Origin of the sequence: Streptomyces sp. GESEQ-35, from assembly GCF_017948485.1 — a bacterium.
Classification (GTDB): domain Bacteria; phylum Actinomycetota; class Actinomycetes; order Streptomycetales; family Streptomycetaceae; genus Streptomyces.
In genome coordinates this window covers 447,048-471,074 of record NZ_JAFFSX010000002.1, presented here as the reverse complement: position 1 = coordinate 471,074, position 24,027 = coordinate 447,048, and the positions used below count along the sequence as shown (strand labels likewise).

Here is a 24,027-nt window from a genome sequence, read left to right as displayed (position 1 = left end):
GGAAGGACTTCCATGAAGGCCATAGGACTGACTGAATTCGGCGGGCCCGACGTACTGCGCGTCCTTGAGCTTCCGGTCCCCGAAGCCGGGCCGGGCGAGATCCGGATCCGGGTGCACGCGGCGACGGTCAACCCCGTCGACACGATGGTGCGCAGGGGAATCGCCTTCGTCTCCGACGCCGAGCCGCCCTATGTTCCCGGGATGGACGCGGCGGGCGTGGTCGAGCAGATCGGCAAGGGAGTCGACACCGATCTCGCCGTGGGCGACCACGTCATGGCCGTCGTGGTCATCTCCGGAACGCGCGGAGCGTACGCCGAACACGTGGTCGTACCCGCCGAGTCGGTGGTCCGCGCCCCTGCGAGCGCGACCGCCATCGAGGCCGCCACGCTCCCGATGAACGGACTGACAGCCCACATGGCCCTGGACCTGCTGGAACTTCCCGCTGGCGCCACCGTGGCGGTCACCGGAGCGGCCGGCGCGGTCGGCGGCTACGCCGTCCAACTGGCCAAGGCGGACGGGTTCCGGGTGATCTCCGACGCGGCACCGAAGGACGAGCCACTGGTGAAGGAACTCGGCGCTGACGTGATCCTGCCTCGCGGTACCGAGTTCCCCGAGTTGGTGCGCAAGGAGATACCTGACGGAGTCGACGGCCTCGTCGACACCGCGGGCATCGCCGCCCTCGCCATCCGCGCGGTACGCGACGGAGGCCGAGTAGCGACATCGGTCGGCGGCATCCAGGTCCCCGTTGAACGCGGCATCGAGACCCGGAACACCTTCGTCCCGCAGTACGCACGCGAACACGCCAAGCTCAACCGCCTGCGCGAACTGGCGGAGAAGGGCAGCCTCACTCCTCGGGTCGCGCGGATGTTGGCGGCCGAGCAGGCCCCCGAAGCACACCGACTGTTGGAGGCAGGCGGCCTCCGGGGGCGAGTGGTGCTCACTTTCTGAGCCTCCGATCGAGAACGGCAGCCGACTGCGCCCAGTGACTGCTCGTGACCGCCGGACGAATCGAATGAGCTTCCGCAGCGCGCCGAACCGACCGCAGGCAGGGCCGTCCTCCGGGGAGAATCTGGGGAGTACGAGCGGCTCCGGGGAGCGCGTGGGGAGAACCGACTACGTAAGCCGGCGCCAGCCTGAAAGACCCAGAAAGGATGGATCAGCCCAGGCCAGAGACTCAAACAGCGGCATCGCTGCAGGTCAGAGCCGCCAGGCAGACAACTTCAAGAGGATTTCGTCGTGGGCGGCGATTCTGTTCGCTCCGACGCTGGTGGGGACGATCTACGGGATGAACTTCGACCGGATGCCGGAGTTGCACTGGGTGCTCGGGTATCCCTTCGCACTGGTCCTGATGGCGATCGTATGCACCAGTCTCTACCTCATCTTCAAGCGTAGGGACTGGCTCTGAGCAATCGGCGAGACGAGCGCGTGCCCTACAGGCCGGGAGCGACGAAGACTCGTGTCGTAACCTCGCCGAGCGCAAGCGACGGGCTTGGACTGGAGACGTGCTGCGGCTGCGGGAAAGCCGTTCACCCTCGCCCGGTCAGCAGGCCGTGGACCGTATCCGCAGTCTCCGCGCACTCCGGCCCTGAGGCGCACACCTCGACGTACCGCGTGCCGGTCGCCGTGTGGCGTTCACGTACCTCCGTCACGCCCTCTTCCGCGCACGGGACGATCGCCACGATGCCGTTGCGGGCCAGCACCTCGGCCATCAGGCCGATGCGTTCGGGGTTCGTGTCGTGGTCGTTGAGGCGGTCGAGCACCTCGACCCGGTGCTGTCCGGCCAGCAGGCGTTCGGCGAGCGCGTAGGCGGCCGCGCGGCGGTCGGCCGTCGACGGCCCGGTCACCCACACCGTCGCTCCCGGGCACGTACATCGGCACTTCACGTCGGACATGTCACTCAACACGGATACCCCCAGGCACGGGTGATGTCGCGCAGCGCAGCCGGAACGTCTCCCGCGTCCGGCAGCGGTCGCGCCTTCTGGATCTTGCCGGACTTGATGTTCTCGCTCCAGTCACCGATGAAGGGCACGAACGGACCATGATCACCCTTCCGGTAGTCGAGCATCCGCGATGTCCACGGGACACCGAGGTACGCGCAGATCTCCCGGGTGACCGCCTCGGGGCTCTCGGTCAGGTCCTCGTAGCGGACCGTGAGACCCGGCAGTGCGGTGCGGGCCGCCTCGACCGCTTCGACGTACATACGCACTTCGCGTACGGTCGCGTCCGGATCGCGGTCGGGGCGGTTGTTGATCAGTGAGCTCACCATCGAGGCGGGATGGCGCAGCAGGAAGATGTACCGGGCCTTCGGCCAGCCCTCGTGCAGCCGCTCCCAGAAGCCCGCGTTGCCGGGCGTCTTGTCGACGATGATCCGCTTGCCGCTGCGCACGAGTTCGCGGTGCAGCACCCGGTCCCACAGCAGGTACTCCAACTCCCGCTGGTCCAGATCGAGTTCGGCCATCGCCTTCTTCGTGTACGGCTTGTTCAGGTCGACCGAAAGCGTGCGCAGGTGCATCTCGTGCGGGGCGCGGATCTGCGGGTGGCTGTTGAGCAGGACCCGCAGCAGCGTGGAGCCGGAGCGCACGGAGGAGAGGACGAACACCGGTTCCGGTACGAGCCGGTGGGCCGACTCCGGCGCAGGGGGCTCCCCCAGCCTCCGTATCCGCCGTCTCACCCCGCGCGCCACCCGGCGCACTCCCGGACCGACCACAACCATCGCCGTGCCTCCCTGACCCCCTGGCGTGCGGAACCTCACCCTCCCGTTGAATGTTTGACCATACTGTGGCCGACGCCTGGTTTCACCATGGGAAGCGCATGAGATTTTCCTGTGACTCGTGTGCCGCTGAGCATGCGGCTACGTCCCTCGAAGGGCTTCCAGGAGCAGTCGAGGACACCGGCCGTGCCGTCGCCGCTGGATAGGTGGACGGGGGTGGTGCGCAGCCGATCAGCCAGGTAGAGAGGGCGCCGAACCCGCCCTGCGACTCCCCTGCGGCCGCACGACGGGTACCCGCACCGTAGTGGCGCTCCAGCAGCGGGCGCACCTCCTCCAGGTGGAAGGTCTCGACGGCGGGAGGGCCGCCCCGGCCGGCGTTGAACCAGTCGGTGTAGAAGGGCGAGTCGATCGTGAGGTCGATGAGGCGGTCGCCCACCTTCTCCTCGGCGACGACTCGGGCGCCGTGTGGTGCGGCCGCGTCGGCGTCGGACACTGCCAGCCACAGCAGGAGGTCCGTGATCACGAGGGCGAGGAGTAGGCGTAACCGGGCTGGGCTCCACGACATGGCGAAGTCTCCTTTCGTACAAGGGTATTTACGCGCGCCGTCGTCATGCGTCTCGCCTGTGCAGCGTTCCGGCCGCGAGCAGGAGCAGCGCTCCCGTGTAGGCGGTGACGAGCAGCAGGGACGGCCAGGGGCCCAGACTGCCGACCGTCTCGGCGGTGGCGTCCGAGGTCTGGGTGAGCTTCTGCAGGGCGGCCGTCGGTGAGATCCCGGCGACCCATCGCTGGGCGTCGCCGAAGAGCGGGCCGAGGAGGGCGGGCAGGAGCAGGACTCCGATGACCGCGGTGACGGCGCCCGCGGAGTGGCGGATGAGGGTGCCGGCCGCGAGACCCAGCAGCGCGGCCACGGCGAAGGAGCCCGCGACGCCGAACAGTGCGGGCCATGGCTCGCCTTGGGCGTACTTGCCGTCTTCGAGGAGTGCGTCGCCGATCAGGTAGGCGAGTGTGCAGGAGAGCAGGGACAGGGCGTACGTGACCGCCGCGATCAGGGTCGCCTTCGCGGACAGCACGGTGGTGCGGCGCGGGTTGGCGGCGAAGGTGGTGCGGATGGTGCCGGTGCCGTACTCGCCGGTGATCAGCAGCGCGCCGGTCACGGCGGCCAGGATCTGGGCCACGACGGTGAGGGAGAGGCTGCCGCCGAGGACCGTGTCGTCGGGTTGCAGGCTGCCCGTGGCCGCGACGAAGACCGAGCCCAGGACGGGTACGGCGGTGGTCGCCAGGGTCGTCCACACCAGGGAGCGCACGCTGCGGAACTTGGTCCACTCGTAGGCGAGGGCCTGCGGGAAACCGGCCCGGGCATCGATAAGGGCCGTCATTGCAGGGCCTCCTGCCGTGTCCGGTACTCGGCCGAGTCCTGGGACAGGGCCGTGTAGACCTCCTCCAACGAGGAGCGGGTCGGGGTGAGTTCATGGAGGGCGAGGCCGTGGTCGCGGGCCAGGTCTCCGATGGTGTGCGCGTCGAGGCCGTCCACTCGCCAGCCGCCCCGGGCTTCCAGGCGTACGGTCGCGCCTTTGGCCTGGAGCAGGTCGCGCAGCTTCTCCGGCTCCGGGGAGCGGACGAGCGTATGGGCACGGGAGTTGGTCTCGATGAAGTCGCGGACCGTGGTGTCGGCCAGCAGCCGACCGCGGCCGATCACCACCAGGTGGTCGGCGGTGAGCTCCATCTCGCTCATCAGGTGGCTGGAGAGGAAGACCGTACGGCCTTGTGCGGCAAGGGACTTCAGGAGTGTGCGGATCCAGCGGATGCCCTCGGTGTCCAGGCCGTTGACCGGCTCGTCGAGCAGCAGCACCTCCGGGTCGCCGAGCAACGCGGCTGCGATACCGAGCCGCCCGGCCATGCCGAGCGAGAAGCCCTTGACCCGTTGGCCTGCGGCGCCGGTCAGGCCGGTCATGTCCAGGACCTCCGCCACCCGGCGGCGCGGGAGGTTGTTGCTCGCCGCGAGGCCGGCCAGGTGGTGATGGGCGGTGCGGCCGCCGTGCACCCCCTTGGCGTCCAGTAGCGAGCCGACCGTGCGCAGGGGCGCGGGCAGTTCGGTGTACGGGCGGCCCGCCACCGTGACCGTGCCGGAGGTGGGTGCGTCCAGGCCGAGGACGAGACGCATGGTGGTGGATTTCCCGGCTCCGTTGGGGCCGAGGAAGCCGGTCACCCGGCCGGGCCGGACGGTGAACGTCAGCCGGTCGACGGCGGTTCTGTCCCCGTAACGTTTCGTGAGGTCGTGTGCTTCGATCATGCCGACGACGGTAGGAATCCGGGGCGTTGCTGACATCCGTCGGCGGGAGTCGGCGGCTACTCCGGCGGGAGTACGGTCACCGCTCCCCGGCCCTGACCAGCCCGGTCTCGTAGGCCAGCACCACCAGTTGCGCCCGGTCCCGTGCCCCCAGCTTGGTCATCGCCCGGCTCACATGCGTCTTGGCGGTGAGCGGGCTCATCAGCAGCTCCCGGCCGATCTCCGCGTTGCTCAGCCCGGCCGCGACCAGCGCCATGACCTCCCGCTCCCGCTCGGTGAGCACGGCGAGGCGTTCGGCACCGGCCGCTTCCGGGGCCTTCAGCCGGGCGAACTCCTCCACGACCGCGCGCGTGACGGCCGGTGCGAGGAGGCTCTGCCCGGCGGCGACCGTCCGGATCGCCTCCCGGAGTTCGTCCGGCTCGATGTCCTTCAGCAGGAACCCGGCCGCGCCGTGCCGCAGCGCCTCGAAGACGTACGCGTCGACCTGGTACGTGGTGAGGACGACGACCCGTACGCCGTCCAGCGCGGCGTCGGCGGCGATGCGGCGGATGGCTTCGATGCCGTCGACGCCCGGCATGCGGATGTCCATCAGGACGACGTCCGGCCGGGTCAGGCGTACGGCTTCGACGGCCTGCGCACCGTCCGCCGCCTCGGCGACCACGACCAGGTCGGCCGTGAGATCCAGCAGGGCACGGAAACCCGCCCGGACGACGGTCTGGTCGTCGGCGAGCACCACGCGTACGGTCACCGTCGTTCTCCGCTCTCACCGGCCGGGAGTTCGGCCCGTACCCGGAATCCACCGCCCGGTGCCGCCCCGAACTCGATGATTCCCCCGGCCGCAGCCGCCCGCTCCCGCATGCCGACCAGTCCGAAGCCGCTCGTCGGTCCCTGTGGCGACGGCGGGGACGGTGAGCCGTCGTCGACGACCTCCACCGCCAGCGTGCCGTCCCGCCGGACCACCGACACCGCTGCGTGCCGGGCGCCGGAGTGCTTGACGACGTTCGTCAGGGCCTCCTGGACGATGCGGTAGGCGGCCAGCGCCACCACCGGCGGCAGGCCGTCCGGCGCTCCTTCCTGCCGGAGCGTGATCGAGATGCCGCCGCCCGCGAACCGCTCGACCATCTCGGGGAGCCGTTCGATTCCTGGCGCGGGTTCGATGGGCTCGCCGTCCCCCTCCCGCAGTACCCCGACCGTGGCCCGCAGCTCCCGCACCGCATCCTTGCCCGAGTCCCGGACCTGCCGCATCGCCTGCCGGGCCATGTCGGGCCGCACGTCGATGGTCTCCAGGGCCACGCCCGCCTGGACGGTCATCGCCGTGACCGTGTGGGCGACGACGTCGTGCAGCTCTCGGGCGATCCGGACCCGTTCCTCGCGGACCAGGCGGGCCGCCTCCCGCTCCCGTTCGGCCTCGGCGCGGGCGGCCCGGTCGGCGTATTCGGCGAGCAACTCCCGTCGGGTGCGGACCACTTCGCCGAGCAGCAGCGGCACCAGCGGCCAGAGCATTTCCAGCACCGGCAGTCCCTGCGGGTTCACCACGTCCTTGCCGACCCACAGCGCGACCACACCCGAGGTAAGCGCGGCGACCAGCCCGGTCCACAGGGTGCGCCGACGGTCGCCCTGCACGGCGACGGTGTACAGCGCCACGATCACCGGCAGGTTCAGCAGCTCCCCGATGTGCCCGTGCAGCGCCCAGCCGGCACACGCCGCCCCGGTGACCACGGCGACCGGCACCGGCCACCGCCGCCGCCACAGCAGCGCCAGCAGTGAGATCGCGAGCAGCAGCCAGGTCAACCGGTCCGCCTGCTGGTACGGCGGTTCGTTCACCGCCGCGTCCGGTCCGGTGAACATCCCGACGACGCCCACCACCAACACGTCCATCGCACCCGGCGGCAGCGCCCGCAGGCGGTCGGGCAGGCGGTCGAAGGTCGTCACTTGCACACCGTATGAGCGCGAATGCCCGGGCGCATACGACAGCGGGAGTACCCGGGCCCGTCCCCGAACCGACCCTGAGACATCCCCCATCTCACCCCGAGATGTGTCAGGAATCTTTGACAGGTGCCCGAAGCAGCTGTCAGCCTTTTCTGACAGGTACGGCGGAAAGGGGCCGCGATGCACGAGGTCGCCGACCACAACGGCGTACCGCCTCCGGCACCGACGGGCGACGAACTGCTGAAAGTGCTCTCCGCGCTCGGCAATCCGCACCGCATGCGGATCGTCGCGGCGCTCATGGAGAGCCGGAACTACGTCAGCGCGCTCGCTCGCCAGATCGGCATGGGCCGCCCGCTGCTGCACATGCACCTGCAACGGCTGGAGGCCGCCGGACTGGTCGTCGGCACGCTCGAACTCGCGGAGGACGGCAAGGCGATGAAGTACTTCGAAGTCGCCCCGTTCTTCTACGAGTTGACACCCCACGTCATCGCCCAGGCGGCCACGACGATCACCGAGACCGCCGACCGGACCGCGAAAGAGGAAGCGAAGTGAATCAGGAACTGGTGACGCTCGCCGCCGGAGAGGACGAGTGGGGGATTCTGGTCGGCGCCGTCGGCGCGGCCGGGCTCTTCACCCTGCTCATCGTGATCGTCTGGCAGGCCGCCGCGACCTGGCGGGCCCGGATGCTGGCCGCGCGTGAGGAGCAGTACAAGGAACTGGCCAAGAAGTACGCCCAACTCCTCGAAGACACCGTGGAGTTGCAACGGCGCACCGTCGAGGAACAGCGCCAGACCCTGGACGAGCTGACGCAGACCCGGCTGGCGGTCGGCTCGATGGAGAAGATGATGCGCGAGATCGAATAGCAGCCACCGCCGACGTACGGCCGGGAGCGCCAACTCCCGGCCGTACCGAGAAGCACACACCCCGGACACACCCATCCCGTACGCCACGGCAGGTCATCACACCTCTATACGCCGTGGCGCCGATCCCGTGCGCCCTGTGCCGGTCGCCGTACTCGGCTGCCGGCGGCGCGCTCCCACGAAGGAGACTACTCATGCGTGCGCTGCTCAAGCGCGTCGCCCGCGCCCCCGGCGGGCGACGCGGCAAATGGCTCGTCCTGGCGGCCTGGCTGATCGTGGCCGTCGCACTCGGCCCGCTCGCCGGGAAACTCGGCGACGTCGAGGACACGAGCGCCAACGCCTTCCTGCCGCGCGGCGCCGAGTCCGCCCGGGTCAACACCGAGCTGGAGAAGTTCCGTACGGACACGGTCATGCCGGCCGTCGTCGTCTACACCGGCGAGGGCGCGGATGCGAAGGCGGCCGCCGACCGGACCGCCTTCGCACCGTTCGTCCCGGCAGGCGAGGAGGTCTCGCAGCCGATCCCGTCCGACGACGGCCAAGCCCTGATGACCGTCGTCCCGCTGGACAGCGAGGACGACATCACCGACACGATCGACAAGCTGCGCGACATCGCCGGGGCCAATGCCCCGCCCGGCGTGGACGTCGAGGTCGGCGGACCGGCCGGCTCCCTCACCGACCAGGTCGCGGTCTTCGACGGCCTCGACTCGACGCTGCTGCTCGCCACCGCCCTGGTCGTGGCCGTACTGCTGCTGATCACCTACCGCAGCCCGGTCCTCTGGCTGCTCCCCCTGCTCTCCGTCGGCTTCGCGGCCGTCCTCACCCAGGTCTCCACCTACCTGCTGGCCCAGCACGCCGGACTGCCGGTGAATCCGCAGAGCGCGGGCGTGCTGATGGTCCTCGTCTTCGGCGTCGGCACCGACTACGCGCTGCTGCTCATCGCCCGCTACCGCGAGGAACTGCACCGCCACGCCGACCGCCACGAGGCGATGCGCATCGCGCTCCGCCGCTCCGGCCCGGCGATCCTCGCCTCGGCCGGCACCGTCGCCGTCGGCCTGGCCTGCCTCGCCTTCGCCGACATCGACTCCTCACGCTCGCTGGGGCTGGTCGGCGCGATCGGCGTCGTCTGCGCCTTCCTCGCCATGGTCACGGTGCTTCCGGCACTGCTGGTCATCACGGGCCGCTGGGTGTTCTGGCCGTTCGTACCGCACCACGGCACCCCCGCCCGCAAGGCGCGCACCGTCTGGTCCCGCATCGGAACGGCCGTCGCCCGGCGTCCGCGCTGGTCCTGGATGATGTCCGTCGCCGCCACCGGCGTCCTCGCCCTCAGCGCGGCCGGCATCTCCATGGGTCTGACGCAGGCCGAGATGTTCCAGGACAAGCCCGAATCGGTCGTAGCCCAGGAGCGGATCGCGGCGCACTATCCGTCGGGCGCCTCCGATCCCGCGAAGATCGTCACCAGTACCGACCGGGCCGAGGCGATCCGGACAGCCGCGGCAGAAGTCGACGGCGTGGCCCGCGTCGAGGACGGCGGCGACCGCACCCCGGACGGCCAACTCACCACCCTCTCCGTGGTGTTGCAGGACGCCCCGGACAGCAAGGCCGCCAAGGACACGATCGACGAACTCCGCGACGCCGTGGCTCCCATGGACGCCCTCGTCGGCGGCACCACCGCACAGACCCTCGACACCCAGCGGGCCGCCGATCGTGACCTGACCACGGTGATCCCGATCGTGCTCCTGGTCGTCCTCGGCGTCCTCATCTGGCTGCTGCGAGCCCTCGTAGCACCGCTGCTGCTCCTGGCCACCGTGGTGTTGTCGTACTTCGCCGCCCTGGGCGCCTCGAACCTGCTCTTCGAGCACGTCCTCGGCTTCGCCGGCGTCGACTGGTCGATCCCGCTGCTCGGCTTCGTCTTCCTGGTCGCCCTCGGTATCGACTACAACATCTTCCTCATGCACCGCGTGAAGGAGGAGGCCGCCCGCCTCGGCCACACACGCGGCGTCCTGGAGGGCCTGACCAGCACCGGAGGTGTCATCACCTCCGCAGGCGTCGTCCTCGCCGCGACCTTCGCGGTCTTCGCCGGCCTGCCGCTCGTCACCATGGCCCAGATGGGCGTCCTCGTCGGCATCGGCGTCCTGCTCGACACCTTCATCGTCCGCACGGTCCTGGTCCCCGCGCTCGCCCTGGACCTCGGCCGCCGGTTCTGGTGGCCGGGCAAGCTCTTCCGCCACCTGGGCGCCCGCGACCGAGCCGCTGCGGGCAGCGACACCTCGCCTTCCGCACGGGACCAGGCACACGAACCGGCCTGACACCGGACGACGTCGACGCGGGTTCCCTACGCCCGTGTCGACGTCGACGAACCACGCCAGATGCCGGGCCGTGGCGACGGGCGGAACGCGAGGTGCCGCTGCCCGCGGGCGACATGACCCGCATCACCGCCGACATGAACGCGTCCTGGTTGCGCGGAAACTCCGAACTCGTCGCCGCCATAGCCGCACAGAACGCCCTCGGCCGCATCGGCGAACCCGCCGACGTCGCCGACGTAGTCGCCCTTCTCGCCTCCCACGACGCCCGGTGGATCACGGGCCAACTCATCGACGCCACCGGCGGCTTCCGCCTGTAGGCGGTATCCCTCCGGGGACACAGGAGACATCCGAGTCGCGACATGGTCGGTCGACACACGACGAGAGCCCGGCCGGTGGCTGAATGATCTGAGTCCAAGGTCAACGACCTCATCGTCTTTGCCGATCAGCACACCTGATCCCGACTCAAAGACGAATCAGACAGGGACTCGCATTCCGCCCTCTCAGACTCTGATGAGTCGTCACCATTTCTCCTCCCGCGCATCCCAGATGACCGTTTCGACGCGGGGTATCTGCTGGGCGGCGCCACACGCGGTATCCACACGATGGGCCCCGGATTCATCTGATCCGGGGCCCATCGTGTGGATACGCGTGTCGTCACAGAGCGGCAGTGTGGACGCCCGCTCCCGCCACGAGACCCTCGGTCGACGCGACAGCCGTGAGGCCGGCAAAGACGTCTCCGATCGGCGTCTCCAGGAAGAGACCGCCGGAGCCGCCGGCCGCGAGGCCGCCGGAGACGTTGTCCAGGTCGGTGTCGGAGATCTCGGCTGCTTCAACCTGGGAGGCAAAGTTCATAATGCGCGGTTCCCTTCGAATAGGTACTTCGGAATGGCAGAGTTCGCCTGAAACTGGGAACCCTTCCCGGCGACTTGCGCCACGCGCAGGATCAAAGCACGCCGATAAACGGGCGGCCAGCCGCCCGAGGCTCAAACGGGACGCACCGCGCAAGGCGACTTCACCGGTGTGACTGCGCAGTGACCGAACACGCCGACTCCTTCACGCGGTCTGCCACTCGGCTGCACGCACACCGGTTGCCACCGATTCCCAAGATTGATGCTTCCGTGCCGAGGCCGCCGTAGTCCGGCACAGTCGTGACTACTGCTCAGGTTCCGTACGACCTGTCAGTGAAGCTGTGCAGGTTTACCGGATCTTCGGCACCCGGCCAAAGGCGCGCGTGCCCGATGCCGTCCGTTCGGCTTTCCAACACGGCGTGAGCAGACGAGTGCCGTCACTGCCCCGGCTTTTCATTGCTGCGGGCGTGCCACCCGACCGAGGCGATCGAACTGGATGCCTTCCGCCGCGGCCAGGCCAACGACCCTCCTGGTGCGGGCCGCTCCTGGGCGGCCGCGGCGCCCAGGTCATGTCCGCGAAGTGGTTGGTGTGTTGGTCTGTTCGTGGTGCGTCGTCATGAGTTGACTGATCAGGCAGCCGGAGCGGCCGTCCGGCTCAGCCGTTCAGGATGCCGCCGACCTCGGTGACGGGGATCGTGTCCGCGGCCCGTGGAACCGTCACGGGGACCGGCTCACCGATGTCCGACAGGGCCATGGTCAGCGTCACCCGCGCACCGGACATGTTGACGCTCGTGCGGATCTGCACCAGGCGCCCCCGGCCGTCGACCCACGCGTCCGCGAAGACCGGGAGGTCGCTGCCCAGGACGTCGCGGGCTTGGTCCGTCTTCGTGCGGACGTCCGGGGCCATGCGCAGAGTGACGGTCCGGTGGTCGAGGATGCCGCGGTAGCGCACTGCGCGCACCCCCTGGACGTTCTCCTCGCCCTCCCGGGAGATCTTGCGCATTGCGGCGATCTGCCGCAGGACGTGCTCGGGGTCGTTGAGCGGGGCCCGCAGCAGGTAGTGGGCCTGCGCCTTGTCCCGGGGCACAACCCCCCAGGCATCCTCGCCGATCCCCTCGACGCCGCTGATGTAAATCTTGCCGTCCGCGAAGACCTGGTCGCTGTGGTCGATGGCGCCGCCGGGGAGGTCGACCGCCAGGTGACCCCTATCCGCGGCGAAGTCGAAGCCGCCGGTGACGGTGAGGCCGTACACCTGGCCCTCACCCTCCAGTTCGATCTCCTGGCGGAACCCGGCGCTGTCCTCGCGGAGAGCCGCGACGGCCGCTCGTACGGCGGAGCGGGGGCCGGACGACGATGTGGAAGACGGTGACGCGGCCGCGGGCTTGTCACGGCTTCCGGCGTCGGCCGTGGAGCAGCCGGCGCACAGCAGCGCGGCGGCAGCGGTGAGCACGAGAGGACGGCGCATGGGATTCTCCGAACTTCATGGGCGAGCACTCGGCCATTGCGACACCGCCTCGCGCGGAGATCTTACGAAGTTGCGCACAACAGTGCGAACCAAATGTGGTTGGAGCGTGCAGAGACGGCCATGAGGGAAACCTCCGTGCTCTGCGTCGTCATGAGCTGATTGATCAGGCATGGGCAGGCATGGGCGGTCATTGAGCCGTTGCCGGCTCCGCCTCGGATGGGCCGCCCGGTCCGTGACCGGCGGCAGGTCCTCAACGGCATCTTCGTCGAACTGGCTGCCCTGACATTGCGGAAACGACCAAGGGCCCGTGTGATGTCAGCGCGTGATCTTCGAGCGGCGGGACTGGCTCCAGACGTTCCGCCAGGGGGTGCGGCAGGGCCCGAGCCGGGCCATCCTGAGGGCGTGAGGTGCGGCGGTCATTTCACCGCGGCTCTCGGTGACCCGAGTCAGGAGGACACCCCGCCATGGCCGACACGGTCGCTGACCTCATCGTGTCCACGCTCAAGGCGTCCGGGGTGCGGCGGGTCTACGGTCTGCCCGGAGACTCCCTCAACGGCTTCACCGACGCCCTTCGCCGCGACGGCACCATCGCGTGGGGACATGTGCGGCACGAAGAGGCCGCTGCATTCGCCGCCGCTGCCGAAGCGGGCGTGACGGGGCGCCTCGCGGTCGCGGTCGGCAGTTGCGGACCGGGAAACCTGCACCTGATCAACGGGCTGTTCGACGCGCAGCGCAGCCGGGTGCCGGTGCTCGCCGTGGCCGCGCAGATTCCGCAGGAGGAGATCGGCAGCGGCTACTTCCAGGAGACCCATCCGCAGCTGCTGTTCCGCGAGTGCAGCGTGTACTGCGAACTGGCGAGCATCCCCGAGCAGGTGCCGTGGCTGCTTCAGATGGCTGTTCGCGCCGCCCTGGAGCGCGGCGGAGTGGCGGTGCTCGTCGTCCCCGGCGAGCTGTTCCTGGCACCGGCGCCCGACCGGCCCGCTCACCACCCGGTGCTCAAGACGTCCTCCCACATCCGGCCGGACGACACCTCACTGGCCCGTGCGGCGGAGGTCCTCAACGCGGCCGAGCGGGTGACGATCCTGGCCGGGGCCGGCTGCGAAGGGGCACACGACGAGGCCGTGGCGCTGGCCGACGCGCTGAAGGCACCCATGGTGCACTCGCTGCGGGGCAAGGAGTTCCTGGAGTACGACAACCCCTACGACGTGGGACTGACCGGGCTGATCGGCTACAGCTCCGGCTACCGGGCGATGGAGCACTGCGACGCGCTGCTGATGCTGGGCACCGACTTCCCGTACCGCTCGTTCTATCCGCAGAAGGCGTCCGTCGTGCAGGTCGACGTGCGCGGTGAGCACATCGGCCGCCGCACACCGGTGGACGTCCCCCTGGTGGGGACGGTCAAGGACACCGCCCGGGCGCTGCTTCCGCTGCTCGATCGTCGAGACGACGACAGCTTCCTGAAGACGATGAACCGCCACTACCAGCGGGTGCGTTCCCGTCTGGACAAGCTGGCCGAGGGCAGGCCCACCGACTCCCCTCTGCACCCGCAGTACGTCGCCGCCACCATCGACCGGCTGGCAGCCCGCGACGCCGCGTTCACCGCCGATGTCGGATCACCCACCGTGTGGGCGGCGCGCTATCTGCGGATGAACGGGGAGCGGCGGCTCATCGGCTCCTTCAACCACGGCTCGATGGCCAACGCGCTGCCGCACGCGGTCGGGATCCAGGCCAGCCATCCCGGCCGCCAGGTGATCGCGCTCTCGGGTGACGGTGGCCTGGCGATGCTGCTCGGCGAGCTGAGCACGCTGCGGCAGTTGGACCTGCCGGTGAAGGTCGTCGTCTTCAACAACTCGGCCCTGGCCTTCGTCGAGCTGGAGATGAAGGCCGCCGGCGTCGTCACGTACGGCACCGAACTGCACAATCCCGATTTCAGCGCCCAGGCCCGCGCCGCCGGCCTGCACGCGTCCCGTGTCCAACGCGCCGACGAGTTGGAGGACGCGTTGCAGGAGGCCTTCCGGCACGACGGGCCCGCACTGGTCGACGTCCACACCGAGCGCCAGGAGCTCTCGCTTCCTCCGAAGCTCACCCTTGAGCAGGTCAAGGGCTTCACCCTGTTCGCCACCCGCACCATCCTGTCCGGCCGCGGCGACGAGATCCTCGAACTCACCAAGACCAACCTGCGCCAGCTCAGCATTGAGTAAACGGAGTTCGTCGTGATCTTCCTGCTGTCGAACATCGTCCAGAACGCGGTGATCGGCCCGGACGACAGCGTGACCGGCGGGGCCGTAGGAGCGGTGACGCTGATCGTCATGAACGCCGTCATCACCCGTTGGCTCGCCGCCGACGATCGCGCCGCGCGCTGGCTGGAGGGCACCAGCAGCCCCGTCATCGACGACGGCCGGCTCATCCCGGGCACCCTGCGCCATCTCGCCATCCGGCGCGAGGAGATCGAGCACGCGGTCCGCCTCCAGAACGGCGACGGGATCGACGACGTCCAGTCCGCCTGGCTGGAGCCGAGCGGGCACCTGGTCATCGTGCTCACGCCCGCCGCCCAGACCGCCACGCGCGGCGATCTGGAACAGATCGAACGCCGCCTGTCCGCGATGGAAGCACTGCTCGACCGTCGTTCTCAGTAGCCGATGGCGTTGGTGACGAGTTCGCCGACCACCGGCTCACCGACCGGAGTCCGCGTACTCCTCGCCCCGGTCGCCCGCCGCCGGCTCCTCCTGGCGGTGCTTGTCTTCGGCCTTGCGGCCGGGCAGGACCACGACGACGATCACCGTTCCGACGGCCATGATGACCGCGCCGATGAGGCTGGTCTGGGCGACGGCGTGGGCGAAGGATTCATGGACCGCGTCGACCAGGGTCTGGGCCTGCTGGGGTCCCGCGGACGGCGTCTTCGCGATCTGCTCGGCCACGGCGAGGCCGCCGCCCACCGAGTCCTTGGCGGTGTCCATGGCGGTGGCCGGGAGGTGGCCGCCGACCAGGTCGGTCAGCTTGTCCTTGTAGGACGTGGCGAGGAGCGAGCCGAGGATGGCGATGCCCAGGGAGCCGCCGAGTTCCAGCGCGGTGTCGTTGGCGCCGCCGCCGACGCCCAGCTCCGACTCCGGGAAGGAGCCCATGATGGTGTCGGTGGCCGGGGACACGCTCAGGCCGATCGCGAGGCCGAGCAGGAGCAGGGGCGCCAGGAAGTCGGTGTACGTCGAGCCCGACTCGATCTGCGTGAGCAGGAAGACGCCCGCCGTGCCGATCACCATGCCGGTCCCCACCACCAGCTTCACGCCCAGCTTCGGGGCCAGCCGGCCGGTCACCGCGGCGCCGACGAAGACGGCTCCGGCCAGCGGCAGCAGCCGTATGCCGGTCTCCAGCGCGTTGTAGTCGAGGACGAACTGGAGGAACTGGGTGGAGTAGTAGATCGAGCCGAAGGTGCCGAAGAAGAAGAACAGCACCGCGAGCATCGAGCCGCTGAAGGGGCGCTCCCTGAACTTGCGCACGTTCAGCATCGGGTGCGGGTGCTTCAACTCCCAGGCCACGAAGGCCAGCAGGCCGACACCGGCGACCACGGCCGCGGTGACCGGGCCGACGCCCCAGCCGAAGTGCGGGCCCTCGATGGTCGCGTAGACCAGGCTGCCGACGGAGACGATCGAGAGCAGACCGCCGATGTAGTCGATCCGGCCCATCTTCTCCGCCTTCGACGGCGGCACCAGGAGCAGTGCGCCGACGACGCCGACCAGCGCGAGCGGGACGTTCATCAGGAAGGTGGAGCCCCAGGCGTGGTTCTCCAGCAGCCATCCGGCGGCGAGCGGACCGACGGCGATGGCGAGACCGGAGGTGGCGCTCCAGGCGGTGATGGCCTTGGCGCGCTCACCCCTCGGGAACATCGCGACCAGCAGGGACAAGGTGGCCGGCATGACGACGGCGGCTCCGACGCCCATGATCACGCGGGCGACGACGACCAGGCCGGTCTCGTCGACCAGACCGCCCATCACCGCACCGCCGGCGAAGATCAGCAGACCCAGGATCAGCGCACCGCGGCGGCTGTACTTGTCGCCGATCGAGCCGAGCACGAGCATCAGCGCGGCGTACGGGACGGTGTAGCCGTCGATGACCCACTGAAGGTCGCTGCTGGACAGGCCCAGGTCCTTCGTCATGTCCGGTGCCGCCACGATCAGCGACGTGTTCGCCATGACGACGATCAGCAGGCTCAGGCAGAGCACGAGCAGTGCCCACCAGCGCCGGGCGTAGGGCCCGGTCATCTTCTCTACGGGTGTGTCGGCGAGGAACGGCACGGGAGGCTCCCAGAGGCAAGACGTTAATTGCACATCGATGAGCAGACTAGTTTATTGCCCGCCCATGTGCAAGTATCGAGATGCCCGCCTCCATCGACCGGAGATCACCTGCCGAGGGGAACGTCATGCACCAGTCCCAGTCCGACGAGGAGCAGTACGGTCACACGGCCGTTCACGTGAGCTCGCCGGCCCCGGGGAGGCGGCGCAAGATCGTCGCCGTCGCGTCCCTGGCGACGTTGCTGGTCGGCGCTGTCGTCGTCGACCGTGTCGCCGCGGGCCGCGCGGAGAGCCGTACGGCTGAGGCGTTCCAGGAGGGAATGGGAACGCCTCAGCGCCCTTCGGTGCACGTCGGCGGGTTTCCCGTACTGACCCAGCTGGCCCGGGGCACCCTGCGGCACGTCGACATCACCGCCCACGACATACCCGCCCGTGGCACGACCCGGCCGCTACCGGTGACCGAGCTGACCGTCGGCCTGGACGGACTGAAGACCTCGGGGAGCGCCGACGAAGCCCATGCGCGCAGCGTCGACGCGACCGCCTTCCTGTCGTACGAAGACGTGTCGCAGGCGCTCGGCGTGGACATCTCGCAGGGCGACGAGCCGGGCCGGGTGGACGCGACGGTCAGCCTGCCGCTCGTCGGCGACGTGACCGTGAGTGCGGCCGTCTCGGCGGCCTCCGGAAACCACATCGCCTTCACGGACATCCGCGTCGCTCAGGGCGAGTTGATCCCGCCCGCGAAGGCGCTGCTCGACAAGGCCCTTGAGGAGCCCGTCCCCCTGCGGAACATTCCCGAGGGACTGCGCCTCCAGTCGGTCACCACGTCGCAGAGCGGGATCAGCGGCCGCTTCACCGGCGAGGCGGTCACCTTCCGTCCGGGCTCCACGACCGCGTAACCCCCGGAGATGTACGTCAGTCGACGTCGGGCAGGGCGCGCCGGGCGACGTCGCGGGCATCCTCCGGCGGGACGCCCAGCATGCGCAGCAGCATCTCGGCCAGGTTCGACGCGGCCTCGTCGCCGTCGAGGTCGGGCCGGGCGAACCTCAGCTCCACCAGCGCCAGCAGGGAACCGCCCAGGACGGTCAGCGCGACGGTCGGGTCGGTGATGGAGAAGCGGCCGGAGGCGATACCGGCCTCCAGGTCACGCACGGCGCGCGGCGCCAGGCCCGATTCGGCGTGGATGTGGCCGAGGCCGCGATGGCGCAGGACCTGCATCAGTTCAGGTCGGGAGTCGGCCAGGCGGGCGCTGAGACGGAAGCCCGCGGCGACGAGTTCCGCCGGGTCGTCGATGCCCCGCAGGTGCTCGTCGAAGGCTTGGCCGAGTTCTTCGAGGGCGTCTCGCACCGCCGCGTCGAACAGTTCCGTCTTGGACGCGAAGTGGTTGTAGAAGGAGCCGAAGCCGACGTCCGCGCGCTCCGCGATCGTCTGGATGCTCGCGCTGGTGTCCCCGGTCTCGGCGAGGATCTGCCGGGCCGCACGGACGAGCGCCTGACGGGTCTCGGCGCGGCGCCGTTCGAATCGGTTGCGGGGCGGGGCTGACGTCGGCATGCGCGCGAGTCTAGCAACGGCTGCCCGAGGATCGCAGATCTGATGAAACTCTCAGTTAATCACCGGCGAGCTCTTGACGAGGGAAGTCTCAATGCTGATGATTTCCTCATTACAGCAATGTTGCTTGGAGGACGTCATGTCCAAGACGGCTCATCAGGACCTCCACAGTGAGCAGGGCGCCCTGCGCGGCGAACACCCCGGCCGCTCCCGGAACCCGGTGATCAAAGTGGCCGACCTGGCCTGGCTGGAGTTCGAGAAGCCCGACCTGGACCGGGCGGAGCTCTTCGCCCGCGACTTCGGTTTCGGGATCGCCGCCCGCACCGAGCGGGAGCTGTGGCTCCGGGGCACGTTCGCGGGCTCGCCGTGCATGGTGATCCGGCGCGGTCGGACCTCTCGCTTCATCGGCCCGGCGTTCCGCGCGGCCGAGCGGGCCGACCTGGACCGGCTGGCACGGGCGACGGGGTCGGCCGTACGGGACGCGGACGTCCCGGGCGGCGGCGGGACGGTCGGCCTGCTCGACCCCTCGGGCCTCCCGGTGCGCGTGGTGCACTGCGGCGAGCAACTGCCGGCGCTGCCCGAGCAGCAGCCGCTGCTGCTCAACTTCGGCACCGATCACCGTCGTACGAATGCCACGCAGCGGCCTCCGCGGGAACCGTCCCGTATCCAGCGGCTGGGCCATCTGGTGCTGGAGACACGGGTGTTCGCCCGCGCCCTGGACTGGTATCTGGACACCCTGGGGATGGTCGTCAGCGACTTCCTCTTCCTGGACGGGCAGCGGGACCGGGGGCCGACCATGGCGTTCGTCCGCTGCGACCTGGGCAGTGTCCCGGCCGACCACCACACCCTGGCCATGCACCTGGGGCCGGGCAACGGCTATGTCCACTCCGCCTACCAGGTCACCGACCTGGACTCGATCGCCGCCGGCGGCGAGTACCTCAAGGAGCGCGGCTACCGGCGCAGTTGGGGCATCGGTCGGCACATCCAGGGCAGCCAGCTCTTCGACTACTGGCGCGACCCCGACCACTTCATGCTGGAGCACTTCGCCGACGGCGATCTGTTCTCCTGCGACGTCGAACCCGGCTGGGCGCCCATGTCCACGAGCGGACTGGCCCAGTGGGGACCGCCGGCCACCCGGGACTTCCTCGGCGCCACCCCCTCTCCCGCCAAGCTCCGCGAGGTGCTGCACGCCCTGCGCGGTGACAACGAACTCGACCCCGCCCGACTTCTGGGCCTGCTGAAAGCCGTGAACTCATGAGCACCGACGTCCTGCGCACCGCCGACGGGTGGTGGGTCGTCCTCGGCGACCGCGCCGTCCCCGTCGCCACCTTGGCCGGCACCACCGCCGAACTGCTGGCCGACCGGGCCGCCGTCACGGAGGCCGCGGTCTCCGGCGCGGCCGGCACACCCGTCGCCGACCTGGTGGCCCTCTCCCCGGTCACCACCCCCTGCCGCGTGGTCGCCCAGATGGTCAACTACCGCAGCCACGCCCGCGATTCGGGCTTCACCGGCGACATCCCGCCCGCCTTCTTCCGCAAGGCGTCCGGCTCGGTCAGCGGCCCGGGCGAGAGCATCGTCCGCCCGCAGCATGTGCGGTTCCTCGACTACGAGATCGAACTGGGCCTGGTCATGGGTGCGCCCCTGCCGGTCGGCACCGTCGTCGAGGAGCGCGACCTGCCCGGCTACGTCGCCGGGCTCGTGATCACCAACGACGTCAGCGCCCGCGAGGTCCAGCTGACCAAGACGCAGTTCTACGAGAGCAAGTCGTACCCCACCTTCACGCCGACCGGCCCGTACCTCTCCCTGCTCGACCCGGAGGACTTCGCCCACCTCCTCGACCTGCGGCTGAAGCTGTCCGTCAACGGCGAGCTGCGCCAGGACCGCACCCTGGCCGACATGATCGTCCGCCCCGCGCAGGCGCTCACCCTGCTCGCGCGCTTCCAGACCCTGGCCCCCGGCGACCTGCTGCTGACCGGCACGCCCGGCGGCACGGCGCTCAAGGCTCCGCCGAAGGCCGTCGAGAAGATCGGCGCGCTGCTGCCGCCCGCGGTGAAGTGGAAGGCGTTCTTCAAGAGCCAGGCGAAGAACCCGCACTACCTGCGGCAGGGCGATGTGGTGACCGCGACCATCGCCACGCCGGACGGCCGGATCGACCTCGGTGAGCAGCGCACCCCCGTGACCGACGCGAACCGACCGACGCGAACCGAGACCTGAAGTGAGCCGCACATGACCGTCGAGCCCAACTCGGCTGACGTACCCGTGGTGATCGTCGGAGCCGGACCCGTGGGCGTAACCGCCGCCCTGCTGCTGGCCCGGCGTGGCGTGCGGACCGTCGTCCTCGAACGCCACCACGACGTCTACCCCCTTCCGCGCGCCGTCGCCACCGACGACGAGGTGCGCCGCATCCTCCAGGCCGCGGGTGTCGCCGAGGAGTTCGCCGCGGTCGCCCGCCCCGCGCGAGGGCTGCGGCTGCTGGACGCCCGGCACCGGGTGATGGCCGAGTTCCCGCGTGCGGCGCAGGGTCCGCACGGCTTCCCGCAGACCAGCATGTTCGACCAGCCCGAGCTGGAGCGGGTGCTGCGCGAGGCCCTGGCCCGTGCACCGGAGTGCGAACTGCGCGGCGGGGCCGAGGTCGTCGGTGTCGAGCAGGACGGCGACGGGCCGGTCCACGTGACGTACCGCGACGACGAGGGCGAGCATCTGCTGCGGGCGGACGCCGTCCTCGGGTGCGACGGCGCGGGCAGCCTCACCCGTGACGCCATCGGGGCAGGGTGGGAGGACCTGCGCTTCGCGGAGCGCTGGACGGTCATCGACGTGCGTACCAGTCTGCCGGTCCGGTGCTGGGAAGGCGTCGAGCAGATCTGCGATCCGCGGCGCCCTGCAACCTTCATGCGGGTCGGTGAGGACCGCTACCGCTGGGAGTTCCGGCTGCCGGACGACTCAGAACTGGATCACGAGCGCCTGCGGGAGCTGATCGCTCCGTGGGTGGATCTCGCGCACGGCGCCGACTTCACGGTGGTGCGGCAGGCGCAGTACACCTTCCGGGCGCGTCTCGCCGACCGCTGGCGCCGCGGCCGGGTCTTCCTCCTCGGCGACGCGGCCCACCTCACCCCGCCGTTCGTCGGGCAGGGGCTGTGCGCGGGCCTGCGGGACGCCTACAACCTCACCTGGAAGCTCGCCCGTGTCCTCCAACAGGGCGCCGACGAGCGGCTGTTGGAGACATACGAGAGCGAACGCAAGCCGCACGCCCGCCATCTGATCCGGCTCGCGGTCGCCATGGGCTGGGCCATGACAGGCGGCCAGGACGGCGCCGCCGCCCTCCGTCGTGGCGTCCTGAACGCCGCTGTGCGCATCCCCGGTCTGAGTACGGCGGCCGCCCGCGACCTCGGTCCGGCGCTGATCGCCGGCCCCCTCGTGCGGCGCCGTATCCGCCGGGGTCTTGCAGGCACCCACTGCCCGCAGCCGTGGGTGACCGCCGACGGACGGCGCGCCCGCCTCGACGACCTGCTCGGCGACTCCTTCGCCGTCCTGACCGCCGTACCGCTCTCCCCCTCGCTGAAGGCGGTCGCCGACGGACTCGGCGCCCGGACCGTCCCGGTGGCCGGTCTCGGCGACGACGGCCGCCTCGCCGCCTGGTTGCGCGAGGGCCGGGCGGACGCCGTGCTGCTGCGGCCGGACCGCGTCGTCATGGACGTGGTCCCGTCCGGCGGCCGGGAGTTCACGGCCATGGCCGACTGGGCGGCCCTGCTGCACACCACGCGAAGCCCCCGCCCTTCCCCACGGACCGTCGAGAAAAGCCTGCTGAGGAGCGCCGTACGATGACCGAGCCGGACCCCTTCATGGTGCCTGATCCGCAGGCCGTCGCGAGCAGTCGCATCGTGGACTTCGCCCGCCACGTCGGGGTGGACGCCACCGACTACGCCGTTCTGCACCGCTGGTCGGTCACCGACCTGGAGGGCTTCTGGGGCGCGGTGTGGGAGTACTTCGGCATCGACGCGGACACCCCGTACGAGCGGGTGCTGGCCGAGGAGACCATGCCCGGCGCCCGCTGGTTCCCCGGCACCACCCTCAACTACGCCCAGCACGCCCTGCGCAACCTCGCGGACGACGACGTGGCGATCGTCGCCCTGGACGAGGCCGGGTCCGCGTACGAGGTGACCGGGAAGCGGCTGCGCTCCCAGGTCGCCTCGGTCGCCGCCACCCTGCGCGACCTGGGGGTGGGGCGGGGCGACCGGGTCGTCGGCTACCTCCCCAACACCCCGCACGCGATCGTCGCGTTCCTGGCCGCCGCGAGCCTGGGCGCCGTGTGGTCGGTGTGCGGGCAGGACTACGCCCACCAGGCCGCCGCGGACCGGTTCGCGCAGCTCGAGCCGACGGTCCTGGTCGCGGCGGACGGCTATCTGTTCAACGGCACCGCCCACGACCGTCGTGACGCGGCCCTCGAACTGGCCCGCGCGCTGCCGACGTTGAAGGCCATGGTGCTCGTCGACCACGTGGGTCTGCCGTGGCCGTCCGGGATCCGGTCGACGCTGTTCGTCCCCTGGGAGGACGCGGCCACCCGCACCGAGCAACTCGCCTGCACCGCCGTGCCGTTCGACCACCCGCTGTGGGTCGTCTTCTCCTCCGGCACCACCGGCCTGCCCAAGGGCATCGTCCACGGCCACGGCGGCGTCCTGCTGGAGCATCTGAAGACCCTCGGCCTGCACTCCGACCTCGGCCCCGGCGACCGACTCCTCTGGTACACCACCACCCACTGGATGATGTGGAACCTGGTCGCCTCCACCCTCCTGACCGGCGCCACGACCTGTACCTACGAGGGCAGCCCCGCGCCGCTCGCCCGGCCCGGCATCCTCTGGGAGCTGGCCGCCCGCCACCGTGTCACGGTCTTCGGGACCAGCCCCCAGTACCTGCTGGGCATGGCCAAGTTCGGCATCGACCCGTCGGTGTACGACCTGTCGGCCGTCCGCGTCGTCGGCTGCACCGGCTCCGCCCTGCCCGCCTCCGCCTACCCCTGGGTTCGCGATCACGTCGGCGGCCGCGTCCTGCTCGCGTCCATCAGCGGGGGCACCGACATCGTCTCCGGTTTCGCGGGCAGCGCGCCCACGACCCCGGTCTGGGCGGGCGAGCTGTCGGCTCCCCACCTCGGCGTGGCACTGGCCGCGTACGACGGGGAGGGGTTCCCGGTGGTCGACCAGGTCGGCGAACTGGTCGTCACCCGCCCGATGCCCTCGATGCCGCTGCACTTCTGGAACGACCCCGACGGCACCCGCTACCGCGAGGCGTACTTCTCCTCGTACCCCGGCGTATGGCGGCACGGCGACTGGATCACGGTCACGGGTCACGGCTCGGTGATCGTGCACGGACGCTCCGACAGCACGCTGAACCGCAACGGCGTACGCCTGGGCAGCGCCGACATCCACGACGTCGTCGAACGCCTCCCTGAGATCACCGAGGCCCTGGTCATCGGCGCGGAGGAGCCCGACGGCGGCTACTGGATGCCGTTGTTCGTGGTCCCCGCGGCCGATGTGACCCTGGACGACGGTCTGCGCGAGAAGATCAAGGAGGCGATCCGGACCGGCGCCTCACCCCGCCATGTTCCCGACGAGATCCTCGAAGTGCCGGCCATCCCGCACACCCGCACCGGCAAGAAGCTCGAAGTCCCCGTCAAGCGTCTCCTCCAGGGCGCCCCCGCCGAACAGGTCGTGAACCTGGGCGCGGTGGACGCCCCTGAACTCGTCGACCACTTCGCCCGCCTGGGGGCCGAACGCCGCGGCCGGAGAAGCAGCTGAGCCTG

24 protein-coding genes and 1 pseudogene are annotated in these 24,027 nt (G+C 70.2%); 14 read left to right on the top strand and 11 right to left on the bottom strand.

What is annotated here, in order from left to right; genetic code table 11:
- Nucleotides 1-12: 12 nt before the first annotated feature.
- Complete coding sequence (locus tag KCH87_RS05610; protein WP_210584633.1) at nucleotides 13-948, top strand: NADP-dependent oxidoreductase; 936 nt, start codon at nucleotides 13-15, stop codon at nucleotides 946-948.
- Between the two features lie 64 nt (nucleotides 949-1,012).
- The gene (locus KCH87_RS50025) at nucleotides 1,013-1,405 is read left to right on the top strand and encodes a CorA family divalent cation transporter (RefSeq protein WP_282612916.1); all 393 of its coding nucleotides are present in this window, start codon (nucleotides 1,013-1,015) and stop codon (nucleotides 1,403-1,405) included.
- A 121-nt stretch (nucleotides 1,406-1,526) separates the two neighbouring features.
- Here KCH87_RS50025 and KCH87_RS05600 read toward each other — a convergent pair whose 3' ends face one another.
- From KCH87_RS05600 to KCH87_RS05570, 7 genes are all read right to left on the bottom strand, one after another.
- Nucleotides 1,527-1,892 (bottom strand): adenylyl-sulfate kinase, encoded by a 366-nt coding sequence (locus KCH87_RS05600; protein WP_247195713.1) that lies wholly within the window; start codon nucleotides 1,890-1,892, stop codon nucleotides 1,527-1,529.
- A gap of 5 nt (nucleotides 1,893-1,897) precedes the next feature.
- On the bottom strand, nucleotides 1,898-2,713 hold the full coding sequence (locus KCH87_RS05595; protein WP_210584631.1) for a sulfotransferase: 816 nt from the start codon (nucleotides 2,711-2,713) through the stop codon (nucleotides 1,898-1,900).
- Between the two features lie 82 nt (nucleotides 2,714-2,795).
- Nucleotides 2,796-3,275, bottom strand: a complete 480-nt coding sequence (locus KCH87_RS50705; protein WP_210584629.1) for an alpha/beta hydrolase-fold protein — start codon at nucleotides 3,273-3,275, stop codon at nucleotides 2,796-2,798.
- 43 nt (nucleotides 3,276-3,318) lie between these two features.
- Complete coding sequence (locus tag KCH87_RS05585) at nucleotides 3,319-4,086, bottom strand: ABC transporter permease subunit (RefSeq protein ID WP_210584627.1); 768 nt, start codon at nucleotides 4,084-4,086, stop codon at nucleotides 3,319-3,321.
- Nucleotides 4,083-5,000 carry an ABC transporter ATP-binding protein gene (locus tag KCH87_RS05580; RefSeq protein WP_210584625.1) on the bottom strand — a complete coding sequence of 306 codons (918 nt, stop codon included), beginning with the start codon at nucleotides 4,998-5,000 and terminating at the stop codon, nucleotides 4,083-4,085. The genes KCH87_RS05585 and KCH87_RS05580 overlap by 4 nt, the downstream gene beginning before the upstream one ends.
- Nucleotides 5,001-5,076: 76 nt before the next feature.
- Nucleotides 5,077-5,745 carry a response regulator transcription factor gene (locus KCH87_RS05575; protein WP_210584623.1) on the bottom strand — a complete coding sequence of 223 codons (669 nt, stop codon included), beginning with the start codon at nucleotides 5,743-5,745 and terminating at the stop codon, nucleotides 5,077-5,079.
- Nucleotides 5,742-6,929: a sensor histidine kinase gene (locus KCH87_RS05570; RefSeq protein ID WP_308298753.1), complete on the bottom strand. Its 1,188-nt coding sequence runs from the start codon at nucleotides 6,927-6,929 to the stop codon at nucleotides 5,742-5,744. Before KCH87_RS05570 ends, KCH87_RS05575 begins: the two co-directional genes overlap by 4 nt.
- 177 nt (nucleotides 6,930-7,106) lie before the next feature.
- Between KCH87_RS05570 and KCH87_RS05565 the strand changes: the two genes are divergently transcribed.
- The 4 genes from KCH87_RS05565 (at nucleotide 7,107) to KCH87_RS05550 (ending at nucleotide 10,406) form a co-directional block, all read left to right on the top strand.
- The gene (locus tag KCH87_RS05565) at nucleotides 7,107-7,478 is read left to right on the top strand and encodes a winged helix-turn-helix domain-containing protein (protein ID WP_210584619.1); all 372 of its coding nucleotides are present in this window, start codon (nucleotides 7,107-7,109) and stop codon (nucleotides 7,476-7,478) included.
- The gene (locus KCH87_RS05560) at nucleotides 7,475-7,789 is read left to right on the top strand and encodes a hypothetical protein (RefSeq protein WP_210584617.1); all 315 of its coding nucleotides are present in this window, start codon (nucleotides 7,475-7,477) and stop codon (nucleotides 7,787-7,789) included. The genes KCH87_RS05565 and KCH87_RS05560 overlap by 4 nt, the downstream gene beginning before the upstream one ends.
- A 191-nt stretch (nucleotides 7,790-7,980) precedes the next feature.
- A complete protein-coding gene (locus KCH87_RS05555) occupies nucleotides 7,981-10,092 on the top strand; it encodes an MMPL family transporter (RefSeq protein WP_210584615.1) in 2,112 nt (703 codons plus the stop codon).
- 92 nt (nucleotides 10,093-10,184) lie between these two features.
- A complete protein-coding gene (locus KCH87_RS05550; RefSeq protein ID WP_374198958.1) occupies nucleotides 10,185-10,406 on the top strand; it encodes an SDR family oxidoreductase in 222 nt (73 codons plus the stop codon).
- 337 nt (nucleotides 10,407-10,743) lie between these two features.
- Here the strand turns inward: KCH87_RS05550 and KCH87_RS05545 are convergent, their stop codons facing one another.
- Together KCH87_RS05545 and KCH87_RS05540 are read right to left on the bottom strand one after the other, a co-directional pair.
- Entirely contained in the window at nucleotides 10,744-10,941 is a 198-nt protein-coding gene (locus tag KCH87_RS05545; RefSeq protein WP_210584613.1) for a hypothetical protein, read from the bottom strand.
- A gap of 651 nt (nucleotides 10,942-11,592) precedes the next feature.
- Nucleotides 11,593-12,402 carry a hypothetical protein gene (locus KCH87_RS05540; RefSeq protein WP_210584611.1) on the bottom strand — a complete coding sequence of 270 codons (810 nt, stop codon included), beginning with the start codon at nucleotides 12,400-12,402 and terminating at the stop codon, nucleotides 11,593-11,595.
- Nucleotides 12,403-12,561: 159 nt separating this feature from the next.
- On the opposite strand from KCH87_RS05540, the pseudogene KCH87_RS50700 reads away from it, so the two are divergent.
- From KCH87_RS50700 to KCH87_RS05530, 3 genes and pseudogenes are all read left to right on the top strand, one after another.
- Nucleotides 12,562-12,678, top strand: a pseudogene (locus tag KCH87_RS50700) (transposase); the annotation flags it as partial.
- A 188-nt stretch (nucleotides 12,679-12,866) separates the two neighbouring features.
- On the top strand, nucleotides 12,867-14,603 hold the full coding sequence (gene poxB / locus KCH87_RS05535) for a ubiquinone-dependent pyruvate dehydrogenase (RefSeq protein WP_210584609.1): 1,737 nt from the start codon (nucleotides 12,867-12,869) through the stop codon (nucleotides 14,601-14,603).
- Nucleotides 14,604-14,615: 12 nt separating this feature from the next.
- Nucleotides 14,616-15,038 carry a DUF421 domain-containing protein gene (locus KCH87_RS05530; RefSeq protein ID WP_210584607.1) on the top strand — a complete coding sequence of 141 codons (423 nt, stop codon included), beginning with the start codon at nucleotides 14,616-14,618 and terminating at the stop codon, nucleotides 15,036-15,038.
- A gap of 36 nt (nucleotides 15,039-15,074) precedes the next feature.
- On the opposite strand, the gene KCH87_RS05525 is transcribed toward KCH87_RS05530, so the two are convergent.
- On the bottom strand, nucleotides 15,075-16,691 hold the full coding sequence (locus KCH87_RS05525) for an MFS transporter (RefSeq protein ID WP_210584605.1): 1,617 nt from the start codon (nucleotides 16,689-16,691) through the stop codon (nucleotides 15,075-15,077).
- Nucleotides 16,692-16,816: 125 nt separating this feature from the next.
- Here KCH87_RS05525 and KCH87_RS05520 point away from each other — a divergent pair, with 125 nt between their 5' ends.
- Nucleotides 16,817-17,584 (top strand): DUF2993 domain-containing protein, encoded by a 768-nt coding sequence (locus KCH87_RS05520; protein WP_210584603.1) that lies wholly within the window; start codon nucleotides 16,817-16,819, stop codon nucleotides 17,582-17,584.
- Between the two features lie 16 nt (nucleotides 17,585-17,600).
- On the opposite strand, the gene KCH87_RS05515 is transcribed toward KCH87_RS05520, so the two are convergent.
- The gene (locus tag KCH87_RS05515) at nucleotides 17,601-18,236 is read right to left on the bottom strand and encodes a TetR/AcrR family transcriptional regulator (protein ID WP_210584602.1); all 636 of its coding nucleotides are present in this window, start codon (nucleotides 18,234-18,236) and stop codon (nucleotides 17,601-17,603) included.
- A gap of 136 nt (nucleotides 18,237-18,372) precedes the next feature.
- On the opposite strand from KCH87_RS05515, the gene KCH87_RS05510 reads away from it, so the two are divergent.
- From KCH87_RS05510 to KCH87_RS05495, 4 genes are read left to right on the top strand one after another with little or no spacing between them, the layout of a single operon-like run.
- Nucleotides 18,373-19,491, top strand: a complete 1,119-nt coding sequence (locus KCH87_RS05510; protein WP_210584600.1) for a VOC family protein — start codon at nucleotides 18,373-18,375, stop codon at nucleotides 19,489-19,491.
- On the top strand, nucleotides 19,488-20,447 hold the full coding sequence (locus tag KCH87_RS05505) for a fumarylacetoacetate hydrolase family protein (protein WP_210584598.1): 960 nt from the start codon (nucleotides 19,488-19,490) through the stop codon (nucleotides 20,445-20,447). Before KCH87_RS05510 ends, KCH87_RS05505 begins: the two co-directional genes overlap by 4 nt.
- A gap of 12 nt (nucleotides 20,448-20,459) precedes the next feature.
- Complete coding sequence (locus tag KCH87_RS05500) at nucleotides 20,460-22,055, top strand: bifunctional 3-(3-hydroxy-phenyl)propionate/3-hydroxycinnamic acid hydroxylase (RefSeq protein ID WP_210584596.1); 1,596 nt, start codon at nucleotides 20,460-20,462, stop codon at nucleotides 22,053-22,055.
- Nucleotides 22,052-24,022 carry an acetoacetate--CoA ligase gene (locus KCH87_RS05495; RefSeq protein WP_210584594.1) on the top strand — a complete coding sequence of 657 codons (1,971 nt, stop codon included), beginning with the start codon at nucleotides 22,052-22,054 and terminating at the stop codon, nucleotides 24,020-24,022. Before KCH87_RS05500 ends, KCH87_RS05495 begins: the two co-directional genes overlap by 4 nt.
- The last annotated feature ends 5 nt before the right edge of the window (nucleotides 24,023-24,027 follow it).

Excerpts from the sequence above, each read along its gene's own strand:
- KCH87_RS50705 (WP_210584629.1), bottom strand. The coding sequence starts at position 3,275 with ATGTCGTGGAGCCCAGCCCGGTTACGCCTACTCCTCGCCCTCGTGATC.
- poxB (WP_210584609.1), top strand. The coding sequence starts at position 12,867 with ATGGCCGACACGGTCGCTGACCTCATCGTGTCCACGCTCAAGGCGTCC.
- KCH87_RS05565 (WP_210584619.1), top strand. The coding sequence starts at position 7,107 with ATGCACGAGGTCGCCGACCACAACGGCGTACCGCCTCCGGCACCGACG.
- KCH87_RS05540 (WP_210584611.1), bottom strand. The coding sequence starts at position 12,402 with ATGCGCCGTCCTCTCGTGCTCACCGCTGCCGCCGCGCTGCTGTGCGCC.
- KCH87_RS05595 (WP_210584631.1), bottom strand. The coding sequence starts at position 2,713 with ATGGTTGTGGTCGGTCCGGGAGTGCGCCGGGTGGCGCGCGGGGTGAGA.
- KCH87_RS05505 (WP_210584598.1), top strand. The coding sequence starts at position 19,488 with ATGAGCACCGACGTCCTGCGCACCGCCGACGGGTGGTGGGTCGTCCTC.
- KCH87_RS05500 (WP_210584596.1), top strand. The coding sequence starts at position 20,460 with ATGACCGTCGAGCCCAACTCGGCTGACGTACCCGTGGTGATCGTCGGA.
- KCH87_RS05515 (WP_210584602.1), bottom strand. The coding sequence starts at position 18,236 with ATGCCGACGTCAGCCCCGCCCCGCAACCGATTCGAACGGCGCCGCGCC.
- KCH87_RS05510 (WP_210584600.1), top strand. The coding sequence starts at position 18,373 with ATGTCCAAGACGGCTCATCAGGACCTCCACAGTGAGCAGGGCGCCCTG.
- KCH87_RS05610 (WP_210584633.1), top strand. The coding sequence starts at position 13 with ATGAAGGCCATAGGACTGACTGAATTCGGCGGGCCCGACGTACTGCGC.
- KCH87_RS50025 (WP_282612916.1), top strand. The coding sequence starts at position 1,013 with ATGAGCTTCCGCAGCGCGCCGAACCGACCGCAGGCAGGGCCGTCCTCC.
- KCH87_RS05495 (WP_210584594.1), top strand. The coding sequence starts at position 22,052 with ATGACCGAGCCGGACCCCTTCATGGTGCCTGATCCGCAGGCCGTCGCG.
- KCH87_RS05545 (WP_210584613.1), bottom strand. The coding sequence starts at position 10,941 with ATGAACTTTGCCTCCCAGGTTGAAGCAGCCGAGATCTCCGACACCGAC.
- KCH87_RS05580 (WP_210584625.1), bottom strand. The coding sequence starts at position 5,000 with ATGATCGAAGCACACGACCTCACGAAACGTTACGGGGACAGAACCGCC.
- KCH87_RS05555 (WP_210584615.1), top strand. The coding sequence starts at position 7,981 with ATGCGTGCGCTGCTCAAGCGCGTCGCCCGCGCCCCCGGCGGGCGACGC.
- KCH87_RS05585 (WP_210584627.1), bottom strand. The coding sequence starts at position 4,086 with ATGACGGCCCTTATCGATGCCCGGGCCGGTTTCCCGCAGGCCCTCGCC.
- KCH87_RS05520 (WP_210584603.1), top strand. The coding sequence starts at position 16,817 with ATGCACCAGTCCCAGTCCGACGAGGAGCAGTACGGTCACACGGCCGTT.
- KCH87_RS05600 (WP_247195713.1), bottom strand. The coding sequence starts at position 1,892 with ATGTCCGACGTGAAGTGCCGATGTACGTGCCCGGGAGCGACGGTGTGG.